14 protein-coding genes are annotated in these 13,948 nt (G+C 36.4%); 7 read left to right on the top strand and 7 right to left on the bottom strand.

The features are described from left to right. Positions 1-256: 256 nt before the first annotated feature. Together EKL95_RS11685 and EKL95_RS11680 are read left to right on the top strand one after the other, a co-directional pair. Positions 257-475 (top strand): DUF2007 domain-containing protein, encoded by a 219-nt coding sequence (locus tag EKL95_RS11685; RefSeq protein ID WP_113633582.1) that lies wholly within the window; start codon positions 257-259, stop codon positions 473-475. Between the two features lie 591 nt (positions 476-1,066). Continuing rightward, positions 1,067-1,864, top strand: a complete 798-nt coding sequence (locus tag EKL95_RS11680) for a Cof-type HAD-IIB family hydrolase (protein WP_126461185.1) — start codon at positions 1,067-1,069, stop codon at positions 1,862-1,864. A 365-nt stretch (positions 1,865-2,229) separates the two neighbouring features. On the opposite strand, the gene EKL95_RS11675 is transcribed toward EKL95_RS11680, so the two are convergent. Continuing rightward, positions 2,230-2,415 carry a hypothetical protein gene (locus EKL95_RS11675; RefSeq protein WP_126555233.1) on the bottom strand — a complete coding sequence of 62 codons (186 nt, stop codon included), beginning with the start codon at positions 2,413-2,415 and terminating at the stop codon, positions 2,230-2,232. A 130-nt stretch (positions 2,416-2,545) separates the two neighbouring features. On the opposite strand from EKL95_RS11675, the gene mtaB reads away from it, so the two are divergent. Further along, a complete protein-coding gene (gene mtaB / locus EKL95_RS11670) occupies positions 2,546-3,874 on the top strand; it encodes a tRNA (N(6)-L-threonylcarbamoyladenosine(37)-C(2))-methylthiotransferase MtaB (protein ID WP_126564280.1) in 1,329 nt (442 codons plus the stop codon). A gap of 139 nt (positions 3,875-4,013) precedes the next feature. Here mtaB and EKL95_RS11665 read toward each other — a convergent pair whose 3' ends face one another. Beyond that, positions 4,014-4,730 carry a 3-ketoacyl-ACP reductase gene (locus EKL95_RS11665; protein WP_126461175.1) on the bottom strand — a complete coding sequence of 239 codons (717 nt, stop codon included), beginning with the start codon at positions 4,728-4,730 and terminating at the stop codon, positions 4,014-4,016. Positions 4,731-4,878: 148 nt separating this feature from the next. Further along, positions 4,879-5,715, bottom strand: a complete 837-nt coding sequence (locus EKL95_RS11660) for a DUF6929 family protein (RefSeq protein ID WP_126461172.1) — start codon at positions 5,713-5,715, stop codon at positions 4,879-4,881. Between the two features lie 172 nt (positions 5,716-5,887). Between EKL95_RS11660 and EKL95_RS15325 the strand changes: the two genes are divergently transcribed. Next, on the top strand, positions 5,888-6,022 hold the full coding sequence (locus EKL95_RS15325; protein ID WP_255416248.1) for a hypothetical protein: 135 nt from the start codon (positions 5,888-5,890) through the stop codon (positions 6,020-6,022). A 40-nt stretch (positions 6,023-6,062) separates the two neighbouring features. Here the strand turns inward: EKL95_RS15325 and EKL95_RS11655 are convergent, their stop codons facing one another. Further along, the gene (locus tag EKL95_RS11655) at positions 6,063-6,614 is read right to left on the bottom strand and encodes a hypothetical protein (RefSeq protein ID WP_126564279.1); all 552 of its coding nucleotides are present in this window, start codon (positions 6,612-6,614) and stop codon (positions 6,063-6,065) included. A gap of 223 nt (positions 6,615-6,837) precedes the next feature. Here EKL95_RS11655 and EKL95_RS11650 point away from each other — a divergent pair, with 223 nt between their 5' ends. Next, a complete protein-coding gene (locus EKL95_RS11650; protein ID WP_126564278.1) occupies positions 6,838-8,220 on the top strand; it encodes an MATE family efflux transporter in 1,383 nt (460 codons plus the stop codon). 27 nt (positions 8,221-8,247) lie between these two features. Continuing rightward, a complete protein-coding gene (locus tag EKL95_RS11645; protein ID WP_126453696.1) occupies positions 8,248-8,475 on the top strand; it encodes a hypothetical protein in 228 nt (75 codons plus the stop codon). Positions 8,476-8,477: 2 nt separating this feature from the next. Here EKL95_RS11645 and meaB read toward each other — a convergent pair whose 3' ends face one another. Beyond that, positions 8,478-9,566 carry a methylmalonyl Co-A mutase-associated GTPase MeaB gene (gene meaB / locus EKL95_RS11640; RefSeq protein ID WP_126564277.1) on the bottom strand — a complete coding sequence of 363 codons (1,089 nt, stop codon included), beginning with the start codon at positions 9,564-9,566 and terminating at the stop codon, positions 8,478-8,480. A gap of 166 nt (positions 9,567-9,732) precedes the next feature. Here meaB and EKL95_RS11635 point away from each other — a divergent pair, with 166 nt between their 5' ends. Continuing rightward, positions 9,733-10,647: an AEC family transporter gene (locus tag EKL95_RS11635; RefSeq protein ID WP_126453692.1), complete on the top strand. Its 915-nt coding sequence runs from the start codon at positions 9,733-9,735 to the stop codon at positions 10,645-10,647. A 262-nt stretch (positions 10,648-10,909) separates the two neighbouring features. Here the strand turns inward: EKL95_RS11635 and EKL95_RS11630 are convergent, their stop codons facing one another. Together EKL95_RS11630 and EKL95_RS11625 are read right to left on the bottom strand one after the other, a co-directional pair. Continuing rightward, positions 10,910-12,484: a calcineurin-like phosphoesterase C-terminal domain-containing protein gene (locus EKL95_RS11630; RefSeq protein ID WP_126564276.1), complete on the bottom strand. Its 1,575-nt coding sequence runs from the start codon at positions 12,482-12,484 to the stop codon at positions 10,910-10,912. Between the two features lie 25 nt (positions 12,485-12,509). Continuing rightward, positions 12,510-13,940 carry a SusD/RagB family nutrient-binding outer membrane lipoprotein gene (locus EKL95_RS11625; RefSeq protein ID WP_126564275.1) on the bottom strand — a complete coding sequence of 477 codons (1,431 nt, stop codon included), beginning with the start codon at positions 13,938-13,940 and terminating at the stop codon, positions 12,510-12,512. Positions 13,941-13,948: the final 8 nt, after the last annotated feature.

The following is a 13,948-nucleotide window of genomic DNA, read 5'->3' as shown; positions in this document are numbered from 1 at the left end:
ATATTACATTGAAAATAACAAGGTCAGGAGACCTTTTACGCATCCTCAAAGTTGGAAATTTTGCGGAGCTAAGAACAGATATTACATTGAAAATAATAAGGTCAGGAGACCTTTTACGCATCCTCAAAGTTGGAAGCTTTGCGGAGCTGGGAGCTAAGAACAGGATATTAGATTATAAATAACAAGGTCAGGAGACCTTTAACGCATCCTCAAAGTTGGAAATTTTGCGGAGCTAAACAATTAAATAAAGAGTAAAATGGGATTAATGAAAGTGTTTTCGGGAAGTGAAATTTTAGCAATGGCGTTACAAGAAAAAATCGAAGCGATTGGTGTAAATGTAGTAGTGAAAAACAATATACAATCGGCTCGATTAGGAGGATTTGGAAATTCAGATTTAGCGGTTGAATTGTTTGTTCAGGAAACCGAGTTTGCAAAAGTAAACCCCGTTATTGAAGAATTCAGAATGAGTATTTAAATTAGTATATTTGCTATTCAAATACGGCTATAAGACGGATATAACTGCGAAAAAAAATAGAATTGATGGATTGATTACTTCACATCGATCATGAACGTAAACTGAGAAAATAATAGTGTTTAAATCTGTTTTAGACCAGAAATTTGTTGCTCATACTATAGCTGTTATCCAGTTTATAAAGAAGCTGATAGATGATTTTATCAGGAAAATATACAACTATTGAGGATATATATATAAGTAAATTGAGAAATGGTAATAGGTAAAAACAAATCACCCTACTTTAGTATAATGAAGCGAAAGCCGATTTAAGACTAATAGTTGAATTTATTAAATTTAACTATCTTCAAGGAGCGAGAAATGGTATCAGAGATATTGTAATTCAAAGTAAAAATATTCATTTTGTGGAACAATATCAACTTGATGAATTCTTGGGAGAACCATACAGAAGAATGATTATTCTAACGTATAAAATTCATTCTGAAATGAAAATTCGTATTCTTCAAATTTTTGACAATCGTCAGAATTCAATCAAATTGAAAAAGTAATTTGTGAATCCGCAGTAATTGAAACTACTACGTTTAAAAAATAAAAATGAAATATAAAATGTTGGTTTTGGACATGGACGACACATTGTTGAACGATGATCATACCATTTCAGACGAGAATAAAGGGATGTTGGCTAAGGCGCAGGAATTAGGGGTTTATGTTATTCTGGCTTCTGGACGACCTACACCTGCAATGATTGCCTACGCCAAAGAGCTACAATTGGATAATTCCTACATGATATCCTACAACGGGGCAGTAATTACCGATTTAAAGGAAGATAAAATTATTTTTGAGCAAATGTTAACACAAAAGCAAATCCATGAATTGTACGATTATAGTATAAAAAGTAAGACACATATTATTACCTATATTAACGGTAAAATTGTAAGTGAAACGGATTCTGAATACATAGAAATTGAAAAGAAAATTACCGGTTTAGCCCATAATAAAGTGGTGAGTTTTAAAGAGGAAGTGCAGTCTTCAGCTGTAAAATGTATTTTATTGCAAGAGCCAAGTTATCTTAAAGAAGTAGAAAAAGACCTGAAAATCGCTATGCCGCATCTAAGTGTCAGCATGTCTAAGCCGTTTTTTCTGGAAGTAGCACAAAATGGAATTGATAAAGGAGCCAGTATTGAATTTTTAGCCAAAAAATTAAATATTCTGCAAAGTGAAATTATTGCTGTTGGAAATGCAGGGAATGATTTAACCATGATTGAATATGCTGGATTGGGTATTTGGGTGGATAATGTGGATCCTGAATTAAGACACAGAGGAGATTTTATCGTGGCATCAAATAATAATCATGGAGTGGCTGAGGTGGTAAGACGGTTTATATTGAACTAAGATTTTTTTTAGGAGTTTTAACTAATATAAAAATCAAGGTATTGTTGTAATCTTTGTAGGAGACCTGTTCGAATTTCTAAAAGCTTTTCTCTTTTTGTCTCAGTTCAGTAGTTTTTGAAGCAATTGCATATTCCTTCTTGTATTGTTTCTGAACGGCGTTAAAAAGCACTTGTAAAAGGTGGTGTCAGAAAAAATTCCTTTTGGGTTGTAAATTTATTTTAGCAATTTTATGCATAGAGTACAGATAAATTAAATTCATACTGAGCAAAATTCACTAAATGGTTTGCTGTATTAGTTTTAATTGCAATAATGGATGCGTAGCACTTTTGAATTAAAATCCTTGGTAAACAGGAACTCAATATTGCTCATTTGAAACGCAAAATCAGGACTGGAAGCGTTATGAATACTATTGATTTTATATTCCCAATTTGAGTAGCGCTAGATTGAAAATCGGAAAGCTGCATTTGGTACTTATCATGCCATTCAACAATGTTTTGAGCATTTGCTTGAATTGCATTAAAAAGGAATATAATTAAAATTATTTTTTTCATCTTTTGAGTCTAAATTAGTCTACTTCACGATGCTAGTATATAGAAAATTATTGATTTCATTTTCCAGAATATTGTTCGTAAATTTGCACTCTTAATTTTTTGACAACGATTTCATTAATTGAGTTATCTTATGGAAAACAGAAAAAAAGTTGCTTTTTATACACTAGGTTGTAAACTGAATTTTTCAGAAACGTCAACAATTGCCCGTACCCTGCAAGACGAGGGTTTTGATCGGGTAGGTTTTGAGGAAGTGGCTGATATGTATGTGATTAATACCTGTTCCGTTACGGAAAACGCGGATAAGCAGTTCAAGCAAGTTGTGCGAAAAGCGATGAAATTGAACAATAAAGCCTTTGTAGCGGCGGTGGGTTGCTATGCGCAATTGAAACCGGAAGAATTAGCGGCTGTTGATGGTGTGGATTTAGTTCTTGGTGCTACCGAAAAATTTAAATTGACCGATTATATCAATGATTTGTCCAAAAATGATTTTGGCGAAGTGCATTCCTGTGAAATTGCCGAAGCTGATTTTTATGTGGGAAGTTACTCGATTGGGGATAGAACCCGTGCGTTTTTGAAAGTACAGGACGGTTGTGATTACAAATGTACCTATTGCACAATTCCATTAGCAAGAGGGATTTCCAGAAGTGATGAACTGGAAAATGTATTGAAAAATGCAGCCGAAATTTCGAAACAAAACATCAAGGAAATTGTGCTTACCGGCGTAAATATTGGTGATTACGGAAAAGGGGAATTTGGTAATAAAAAACACGAACATACTTTCCTGGAATTGGTTCGGGAATTAGACAAAGTAGAAGGAATAGAAAGATTGCGAATATCCTCTATTGAACCGAATTTATTGAAAAATGAAACGATTGAATTTGTATCAAAAAGCAGAACTTTTGTGCCGCATTTTCATATTCCGTTGCAGTCTGGAAGCAATGATATTTTGAAATTAATGAAGCGTCGGTACCAACGTGAAATTTATACTGAAAGGGTAAATAAAATTCGGGAAGTGATGCCGCATGCTTGCATTGGCGTAGATGTCATTGTGGGTTTCCCGGGAGAAACAGACGAGCATTTCCTGGAAACCTATCATTTCGTGAATGATATGGATATTTCGTATTTGCACGTTTTTACCTATTCTGAACGTGATAATACTGAGGCAGCAACCATGGCAGGTATTGTTCCTGCGAATGTTCGGGCCAAACGCAGTAAAATGATGCGCAGTTTATCCGTCAAAAAACGCCGTGCTTTTTACGAAAGTCAATTGGGAAGCAATAGAACCGTTTTGTTCGAAAGTGAAAATAAAGAAGGCTATATTCACGGGTTTACGGAAAACTATGTGAAAGTAAAAACCCCTTGGAATCCGGAATTAGTAAATACATTACAAAAAATCAATTTGACAAAAATTGATGAAGACGGTAGTGTTCGAATGGAATTTGTTACAACTTTGGTTTAATTAGTTTTTAAACATATAAGTCATATAAGCAAAAGATTAAAAACCATTAAGGGATTAAGTTCATTAAGTTAGACGCTTAATTTTCTTAATCCCTTAATGGTTTTAAAAAAAATTATATGACTTATATGTTTGAAAATTTTTACGGATTTGTAGACCAAATACTGCTGTTTTTAATGAAAACGCGTCGGTTAAGTTTGAGTTGTGCGATGATTAACTCTGCCATATCTTCTGCTTGCATGACTTTTTCCGGATTCCCGTCGGTCAGTTTTAAATCTTTGGCCATTTCCGTGGCAACCGTACTTGGGGTTAAGGCCGTTACACGAATATTGTGTTTACGCACTTCCTGCATCAACGATTCCGTTAATCCTAAAACGGCAAATTTTGAGGCACTGTAAGCGCTTGTCAATGCATTGCCACTTAATCCGGCTGTGGAAGAAATGTTGATGATGTCCCCGGTTTGTCTTTCGATCATATTGGGTAAAACGGCGCGAGTTACATAATAGGTTCCCATTAAGTTTACCTGAATGATGCGTTCCCAATCCGTAGGTTCTAATTCTAAAAATTTTCCAAAAGCGGCTATTCCGGCATTGTTGATTAGAATATCAATGGTTCCAAATTCAGCCAATGCTTGCTCAACGGCAGCGTTTACCGAGTTGATATCAGCAACATCAGCAGTTATTGCAAGTGCTTTTACGCGCAACGAACGCACTTTTGCCGCTACGCTGTCTATTTCATCCTGTGTTCTGGCAATCAAAATTACATTAACACCTTCTTTGGCTAGGGCCAAAGCGATTGCTTTACCAATTCCTTTTCCTGCGCCGGTAATCAGGGCATTTTTATTTTTTAAATCTGTCATTTGGAGAATTATTTTAGGCCAATAAAAGGCTAAGTTTACTGTAAAAGTAGTCCGTTTTACATTTGAAATCTATTTTGATTTTCTATTTAATCTAAATTTAACGTTCTGTTATTTTGACAGCAACGAACATTTTTTAATCAAATGGACTTTATTTTTTGTCCAATGTCAGTTTGTAAATTTCGGTTTCTAAAACCTCGGTATCTTTGTCTTCACAGAGCAGGAATTCTATTTTTTCTTTTGAATTGGCGTATAAAGTCAACCCCTCGAATTTATGGGTGCTGCTAATTTTTTGTGTGAAATCGATTTTCATGGTTGTCAGGTTGATGCTTCCAATAAGACTTCCTAAAATTTCGCCATCCTCATAAGTAGATTTGGTATCTTCGGCTGTGGCCAAAAAATAAATGCTGTTGTCGACTAAAACGGCATCGGTAAAACTACTTCGTACTCCTTGTATTTTTGGGAGTTTGTAGTTGTTTGAAAGAATAGCGAAATCAGTAGTGAGGTTTTTTCCTTCGATGGTAAAAAGGACATTCTTATTGGCGCTTCCGTTGCCACGATTCACTAAAAACCAACTTTTGCCATTGTAGATAGCACCTTCAATGTTGAAATCTTCGGCTTTTATTTCCCCGAAACTTTGCAGCGCTGCATATAAATTAGTGATATCATTTGTGGCAGTTACTCTTTTATGGCTGGAGTTGATTTGAATCATTTTGTTCCTTTTTTCGGTGGAACCGGAGCCAAAAACATACACGCTGTCTTCAAAATGGGTTATGGCTTCAAAATCAGCTTTGTCTTTTTTTGGCGTGTTCTCTGTAGGATTTTCCAGTAGCGGATAGCGTTTTAAATCCTTGGAATCGATGTGATATTCGTAAAGAAAGCCGCTGTTGTCGCCAATAATCAGTAGCGAATTGTCTTTGTAAACAAGTCCTGATGCGGAACCAATGCCGATAATTTGAAACAGTAATTCGAGTGTGAATTTTTCCATTGTATGTGTTTTGAAAACAAGTGCCTAGCCCAGATAATAGTGGAAATCCTTTTATTATTTTTCTTTAAAATAATAAAAGATTGCAACGAATAGCTGGAATATGCTCCTAAAATTCATCAGGATTAATCCTTATAGTTTGTTACATTTGAGTTGCAAAGATAAATTATTTGTTATGAAATCTATAAATCCCGATGATTTTAAAGTGATTGGCAAAATGGAGCGAGTTGCAGGATGTGATGCATGCGCACAACAGGTTCGGGTTTTGATTTGTTTGCAAGGCATGGATACATCGTTAAGTGTAGCCTGATTCGGGAAGTTTGCGGTTTTTAACCGAATGCAAAATAACGTTATAGTTTGAAACCATAAGCCACACGAACGCCAACTTGTCCTACACCTTCTCCTGGAGTTCCATTGTTATTCACTCTAGGAAAATCAGAATAGTGCTCATATCGCAAAGAGATATCAATGTATTTTGTAGCGTAACCAATACTTGGCGCTACGATTAATGAGGTTTCATTATAACCGTTAGTCACTGCAAAAGCAGCACCGGCTTCTCCCATTACATAAAATTGATCGTCCCATATAAAAGCTTTAAAACCTGCTTTTGCCGGAATAAACCCTAGATCAGATCCGTTAGCTTTACTTACAAATAAGTTGTTGAAACCAGTTGTTACGGTTACAGAATATCGTTTTGATAAATCATATTGTAATCTGGCATCGGCTCCTAAAGTTAATTTGTATGGATCATTTACGGAATATCCACCATTTACACCAACTCCTAAACGGAATCCTTGATCATAGTGCTCTACTTTGGTTGTTTCTTGAGCTTGTACATTATTTGCAAACATCATTACGATGGTACATGCAAATGCGATTTTCATTTTTTCTGTGATTTTCATAATTGTATTTTTTAAATTTATATTCTGTTTTGTAGGTTAAACTGCCCCCAAAACAACATATCAAAAGTAACAGTACCAATGCTGAAAAAGTTATACAATTATTTCGTTTTGTTATAGAATTTATAACTTGCAGCCTGTTTCACTAAAAAAGTAGTGATATATATCAAATAGTAGTGATGCAATTGAAAGCTTCTAATTATATTTGCCATCAAAAAAGCAAAAAGTGAATTTCTCCCAATACTTCAAAGAGTTTTCTTATAATATAAGATTAGCGTATCCCATAATTTTAGGAATGTTGGGACATACCTTAATAGGGATTGTTGACAATTTCATGGTAGGAAAATTAGGGTCTACGGAGCTGGCGGCGGTATCACTGGGAAACAGTTTCATCTTTATTGCGTTATCGATAGGAATAGGATTTTCAACAGCAATTACTCCTTTAGTTGCAGAAGCTGATGCGGAAAAAGAGGAGGGTAAAATCCGTTCTATTTTTCACCATGGATTGCTTTTATGTACAGTTCTTGGAGTCGCTTTATTTATTCTGACCGTTTTGTCCAAACAAATTATGTACTTGATGCACCAACCCAAAGAAGTGGCTGACATGGCTGCTCCGTACATTGACTGGGTTGCTTTTTCTTTGATTCCGGTAATAATATACCAGGGATACAAACAATTTGCGGATGGTTTAGCAAAAACTAAATATTCTATGTATGCCATACTTATGGCTAATGTGGTGCATATTTTTTTTAACTATGTTCTTATTTATGGCATTTGGATTTTTCCTAAATTAGGTATTCTTGGGGCGGCTTTAGGAACTGTCATTTCAAGAATTATGATGGTCGTTTTTATGCATTATTTAATAAAAAGAAATGCAGCATTAAAACGATATTTCAAAAATTTCAGTTTCAAGGAAATACGAAAATCAGTGTTAAAAAAAATCATCAATCTTGGGTTGCCTTCAGCCATGCAAATGCTGTTTGAAGTAGCATTGTTTACCGCTGCTATTTGGCTTTCAGGTTCGATTGGAAAAAACAGTCAGGCCGCCAATCAAATAGCCCTCATCCTGTCATCATCAACATTTATGGTCGCTATGGGATTGAGTGTTGCCGCCATGATCCGCGTGAGTCATACCAAGGGAATGAATGATTACAAAGAATTGATTGTTGTAGCCCGTTCTATCTTTTTACTGGCTATAATTTTAGAAACATTTTTTGCCATTATTTTTGTGGCGTTTCATCAATACCTGCCACATTTATTTTTGAATATGTCTGATTCGGCTCAAATGATTGATAATTCTGAAATTATCACTATCACATCAAAATTACTGTTAGTAGCCGCTGTTTTTCAAATTTCAGATGGAATTCAAGTTGTTGTTCTTGGTGCTTTACGTGGCTTGCAAGATGTGAAAATCCCCATGTATATTACCTTTGTGTCCTATTGGGTTATTGGTTTTCCAATTTCCTACTATCTGGGAAACTATACCAATCTAAAAGCAGTTGGAATTTGGATCGGGCTTTTGGCAGGATTGACGGCAGCCGCTTTATTTTTGTATATTCGCTTTGCGAGATTGACAAGAAAGTTGGTAATGCAAAGCGAGAATAAATAAAACAATAAATACTTAACTATTAAATTCATGGAATTACCAAAATTTTTACTGGGCGACAACACCGATTTTCCTGAAGATATTTTTATCATTCATTTGGATTATCCCCGATTTATTATCAATCTGAAAGATGATGAAGTCGAATTTATCGAAGAAGCCGAAGATCTGGATGAAGGCGAACTAAATGCAGAAATGGAAGGATTAATTGTTCTTGCCAATGAGTTTTACGATAGAGAAATCAAACTTTACGAGGAGTAAATCTATTTTTTAAAATAGGTTTCTAATAATTTTTGAGCGGCTGCAAAGGGTGAAATTTCATCATTTTGCACCGCTTTTTTAGTTGCATTCATTGATGCTTGAATTTCCGGATTATTGTAAAAATTAGTTTTTAATTGTTCGTTGATGGTTTCTAACATCCAATATTGGTTTTGTTCTTTCCGTTTTTCAAAGAAATAATTATTGACTTTAGTAAGTTCCAGAAATTTATGAATGGTTTCCCAAACTTCCGCGATTCCTTCGTGACTTATGGAGCTACAGGTAGAAGTGGTAGGGATCCAGCCTGATTTTTTAGCCGGAAAAAGATGTAGAGCTCTCTTGAATTCCAGTTTGGCTAATTGAGCTTTTCGGATATTGTCTCCATCGGCTTTATTAATTACGATGGCATCAGCCATTTCCATAATACCGCGTTTTATTCCTTGTAAATCATCACCAGCCCCGGTAATTTTTAACAACAAAAAGAAATCTACCATGCTGTGTACTGCGGTTTCACTTTGACCAACACCCACCGTTTCGATCAATATAGTGTCAAAACCGCAGGCTTCACAAAGCGTGATGGTTTCCCTGGTTTTTCGGGCTACTCCACCTAGGGTTTCCCCAGAAGCAGATGGTCTGATGTATGCATTTTTGTCTTTAACCAATTCCTCCATTCGGGTTTTATCACCTAAAATACTTCCGTGTGAAATGGTACTGCTCGGATCTACTGCCAAAACAGCTACTTTCTTTCCTAAACTGGTCAAGTGCAAACCAAAGGCTTCAATAAAAGTGCTTTTTCCTACTCCGGGAACCCCTGTTATTCCTATTCTGACGGATTTATTGGCGTGAGGCAAACAAGCATTTATGACTTCATTGGCTTTCGCTAAATGGTTGGTGTTTGTACTTTCTACTAACGTAATGGCACGACTCAAAGCTGTGATATTTCCCGCTAATATGCCGCTAAAGAGTTCGTTAGATGAAGGCTGTATTTTTCTAAATTGCTGGATATGTTCCACCGCTGCAGCACTGATAGCATCAGGAGAAGAAACCCCAGGTTTTTCGTTAAGGGCAGAATGAAGTAGTTTTTTATTTGGCAAAGCAGCTTTTTTTAAAAGTAAAATTAATAAAAAAGGATGGTGAATGAATGGTGATTTGCATAAAATATCAAATTGATCGTGATCAGGCTTTTGATGCACAGCTAAATCAATAATTTTATTTTTTGAATTGAGTTTATAAAGGATTTGTCAATATCTTTGCACCATTATGAATAATTTTATCTTGATTTTTGTTTTTTTATTCCTCGGTATTGTGCTGCAAAATATAAAAGCATTCCCTGTTATTAGTGTTTACAAGCTGTTAAATAAGCTTGTTATTTATATTTGCCTTCCGGCTCTGGCCTTGTATTATATTCCAAAAATAGACTGGAGTCCTGAATTGTTATTCCCTATTGGGGTAGCCTGGATTGGATTTGTAGTTTCCTATTTGTTTTTTAGTTTTTTAGGAAACAAATTTGGCTGGTCTAAGAAACTCACTGGGTGTTTAATTATCACGGCTGGTTTAGGGAACACATCTTTTTTAGGTTTTCCAATAATTGAAGCATTATACGGTGAAGAAGGTTTGAAAACGGCTATTTTAGTAGATCAGCCCGGTTCTTTTGTAGTGCTTTCGACCTTAGGGATTCTGGTGGCAACAGTATACTCTACCGGAAGTCCAAATGGTGTTCAAATTGCCAAGAAGATTCTGTTTTTTCCACCTTTTATAACTTTTTTAGTAGCCTGTTTGATGAATGTTTGTAATGTGGATTTCCATGAGTACATCCAAGTTTTATTTCAAAAAATGGGAAGTGCAGTAACTCCTTTGGCTTTGCTATCGGTTGGTTTGCAATTGCGTTTTGAACGGAAAAGCCAGCACTGGAAGTTTTTAGGACTGGGCCTTTTGTATAAATTAATTTTGACCCCGGCTCTTATTTATGTGTTGTATGTATTGATTTTGCAACAGCATTCTAAAATTATTCAAGTTGCTATTTTAGAGTCGGCTATGGCCCCAATGATTACAGCTTGTATTTTAGCTTCTACGCACGGTTTAAAACCTCGATTGAGCAGTATGATGATTGGTTTTGGAATACCACTATCTTTTATCACGTTGTTGTTTTGGTATTTTTTGGTTCAATTGGTGTAATTTCTCGGTTGCTAAAGAAAAACGATAAACTAGCTTCACTTACTTCATTCCAATATCGGAAAGGATGGTGATACGTTGGTATAGGACTATGATTTCGCACTGCTTTGAAAGAAAAAAAGTTGATTTTAGTTTGAAATCCAGAAAAAGGAATGTGCCGTACTATTATATGGGAGCAGCGTACTCCTATTTATTTTGAATAAAAAAAAGCTCGCCTGGATTAAAATCTTTAGCGAGCCTTTTAAAAAATAAAAAACAAACAAACTTATTTTTGATTCTCCAAGCGGTAGGAAGTTGTTTCAGTGTAGGTTTTTCCAAATTGATCTGTGGCTTTAATCTCGATCGTATGTACGCCTATTTCCAGATTCGTAGGAATTTTTCCTTTCCAAAGATGTTTGCTTTCTATAGGATTAGACGAGCGTCTGCCAGGAATTAATTCTTCGGTTAGATCCCATTCATAAACCTCAGTGGCATACGAAGGATCTATTTCCTTTACATAGTCCATTGCTTTCCATTCGCCTTGGTCTACGCGGTATTCGAGGTTGTCGTTTTTACTTCCCATAAAGAAATTCACATAAATTCCGGATCGGGTAGGACGGCCTTTTTCCACTACTTTGGGTGCAAAAACCTCCATTTGATAGGTTTTGGGTTTGCCCGCCACTTTATAATCCAGACTGTATTTATTTCCTTTAAAATTAATAAAGGCATATCCTTTTGGTGTTCCATCACGCATGGTCGAAACCGGAACGCCTTCAGAATTCAGTTTTCCGGAATACCAATCTCCGGAAGTGGTTCCAACATTGTAATGATGGTGTGGTTTTTCCTGTAACCAGCCATCGGTTTTGTCAAAGTAATCCTGGCGTTGAATGTGGGTATGGGCAGAAAGAGAAAGTGTGTTTGGGAAATCTTTTAAAAGTTCGAATAACTGATCCCGATCTGCATTTCTGAAAGTATCTTCATCGGTAGGCTCACTTATTGGAATATGAAAAGCCAGCACTATTAAATGTTCTTTTGAAACCAATTTCAAATCATTGGCTATAAACTGCAACTGTTTTGGTGTAAAACCGCCCCAATATCCTTTTTGATTTCGGGGATCAGGATAGAGCACATTATCCATTACGATAAAATGGACTTTACCATAATTGAAGGCATAATTTGCTGGGCCAAAATGGGCTTCGTAGGTTTCATCGGCCATTTCATCTGTGGTGGCATCAAAATTAAGATCGTGATTTCCCAATAAATTGTACCACGGAATCCCCGCTTTTTGTACCGCTTTAATGTAAGGATTAAAAAGAGCAAGGTCATTTCCTACTAGATCTCCCAGGCTCAATCCGAAAGGAACATTTTTAATTCCTTCTACTTCGGCTACAATCCCTTTGGCAAAAAAGTCAACTTCAGCCTGGGTATAAGGTTGCGGATCACCAAAGATAAGGGCTGTAAACTCTTGATTTTCCTGTTGGGGAACCAAACCAAAATCGATTGATTTAGGCAATTTTCCCGTGGGGTCTACTCCTTTGAATTTTAATTGAGGAGAGCCTTTGGGTTTGTGATTGTAAAAAAACTGAGGCAGATTATTTTCATCCACGCCTACTTTATAATTGGCGGGTTTAATTACGGCTATAATTGCATCGTCGCTAATAGGCAGGATGTATTTGCCTTTTTCATCGGTAAGGACCACTTCCAGACCATTGGTTACGGAAACATTAGCAATTCCTTTTTCATTTCGTTCTTTTTTGCCGTTCTGATTGTGGTCTTCAAAAACACAACCTTGAACGTTGGTTTGTGCCATAATTCCTATTGAAAACAGCAAGGCACAAATGGAGAATGTTGATTTTTTCATTGTTTATTTATTTTAAATTAAGATTTTATTTGTCCCACCAAACTTTAGTGTTAATATCATCTGTACCCAACATTTCAACTGCTTTGAGGTAATTTTGCTGGTTGTTGATTTGAATGCTCGTTGGATAATAAAAACGGGAAGGCATAATTCCATTATTTTCCATGGCAGTCGTTTTTGGAAGAATTGGGAATCCAGTTCTGCGGTATTCAAACCACTGTTGGTAATCGATAAAATAAAGGGCATAATATTTTTGAAGCATGATTTTTTCTAAAGTGCCATCATAAGCTGCTAATGAATTATCAAAATAAGTACTGGGCATTGTGGCTCCCAATTGCTCCATGGCGGCCTTAACTCCTTTTTTATAATGCGTTTCGGCATCCGTGGTGAATCCTCTTTGCGCCATTTCGGCTTTTATAAAAGCTACTTCGGCATACGTCATCAAGAAAATATTCATGGGATTGGTTATCTGAGTTGCATTAAACGTAGAAGCATTGTAAGCAAACTGAGATTCAGCTCCTGCATAGGCACTGGGAATTCCTTTGTAGCCTATGGAAACATTGTTCAAGTCTCTTGCAACACCAGCAATAACAGGTCTTCGGGGATCGGCCATGGTGTTTAGATTGTCTATAAAAAAAGAGGCTATTTTTACGTTTAAACTAAAATCCTGCGGTCTTCCCCAAGGAGAAACATTAGGGGTTACTCCAGTTACTTTCAGGATGGCAGATTCGGATGTGTTTTCAAAAACAGGGTATTGTGTTGGATTTTGAATCATCGTTGCCAACTTTTGAAAAGAATTGGTTTCGGTACGGTTGGATATTCTCAACAACAAACGCATTTGAAGGGAATTAGTGAATTTTCTCCATTTCGTGACATTGTTTTGAAAGAGGATGTCACTGGCATAAATCATAGGTGTAGCGGAATTATAAAGGGCATTTGCTCGTTCTAAATCGGCTAAAATAGTGGTGTAAATTAATTCCTGAGAATCAAATGCGGGATAAAGGTTGCCTTCCTCACCGTTTACAGCTTCGGTCATGGGAACCGGTCCAAAAATATCCGTAAGATTGGCATACACCCAAGCATTTAGTGTCAGTGCAATGGCTTCATAATTGCGATCCTCTGCCCGTATCGCCGCAGTTTTCATTTCCTTGATATTATTGAGCCATTTGTAATAATTAGCCCAGGACGAATACCCTATTTCCTGACTTAAATCATAACGGTGAAGCCCTCCGGAAACGCTGGGAAAGGGGAGCGATACCTGCATCAAATCGAACGTGACACCCGCACTTCTAGTCGCGTTGTGTGTAGCCAGACCATAAATAATAGGATTAATTAATGTTCCCGGACTTATCTGGGCAATCCGGTTAGGGTCTTCATTGAGCTCGCTAAAATCGCCCGTGCAAGCAAAGTTTAGCAGTATTAGAACTAAAGTTGCAGTAAAAATTTGTATCTTTTTCATCTTTAAAT

The sequence above is a fragment of the Flavobacterium sp. LB2P53 genome (assembly GCF_003970305.1).
Classification (GTDB): Bacteria; Bacteroidota; Bacteroidia; order Flavobacteriales; family Flavobacteriaceae; genus Flavobacterium.
This window is presented reverse-complemented; position numbering and strand designations above follow the sequence as displayed.

What these genes read in the sequence shown, in the direction of transcription:
- EKL95_RS11685 (WP_113633582.1), top strand. Translation starts at nt 257, where the DNA reads ATGGGATTAATGAAAGTGTTTTCGGGAAGTGAAATTTTAGCAATGGCG.
- EKL95_RS11680 (WP_126461185.1), top strand. Translation starts at nt 1,067, where the DNA reads ATGAAATATAAAATGTTGGTTTTGGACATGGACGACACATTGTTGAAC.
- EKL95_RS11675 (WP_126555233.1), bottom strand. Translation starts at nt 2,415, where the DNA reads ATGAAAAAAATAATTTTAATTATATTCCTTTTTAATGCAATTCAAGCA.
- mtaB (WP_126564280.1), top strand. Translation starts at nt 2,546, where the DNA reads ATGGAAAACAGAAAAAAAGTTGCTTTTTATACACTAGGTTGTAAACTG.
- EKL95_RS11665 (WP_126461175.1), bottom strand. Translation starts at nt 4,730, where the DNA reads ATGACAGATTTAAAAAATAAAAATGCCCTGATTACCGGCGCAGGAAAA.
- EKL95_RS11660 (WP_126461172.1), bottom strand. Translation starts at nt 5,715, where the DNA reads ATGGAAAAATTCACACTCGAATTACTGTTTCAAATTATCGGCATTGGT.
- EKL95_RS15325 (WP_255416248.1), top strand. Translation starts at nt 5,888, where the DNA reads ATGAAATCTATAAATCCCGATGATTTTAAAGTGATTGGCAAAATGGAG.
- EKL95_RS11655 (WP_126564279.1), bottom strand. Translation starts at nt 6,614, where the DNA reads ATGAAAATCACAGAAAAAATGAAAATCGCATTTGCATGTACCATCGTA.
- EKL95_RS11645 (WP_126453696.1), top strand. Translation starts at nt 8,248, where the DNA reads ATGGAATTACCAAAATTTTTACTGGGCGACAACACCGATTTTCCTGAA.
- EKL95_RS11635 (WP_126453692.1), top strand. Translation starts at nt 9,733, where the DNA reads ATGAATAATTTTATCTTGATTTTTGTTTTTTTATTCCTCGGTATTGTG.
- EKL95_RS11630 (WP_126564276.1), bottom strand. Translation starts at nt 12,484, where the DNA reads ATGAAAAAATCAACATTCTCCATTTGTGCCTTGCTGTTTTCAATAGGA.
- EKL95_RS11625 (WP_126564275.1), bottom strand. Translation starts at nt 13,940, where the DNA reads ATGAAAAAGATACAAATTTTTACTGCAACTTTAGTTCTAATACTGCTA.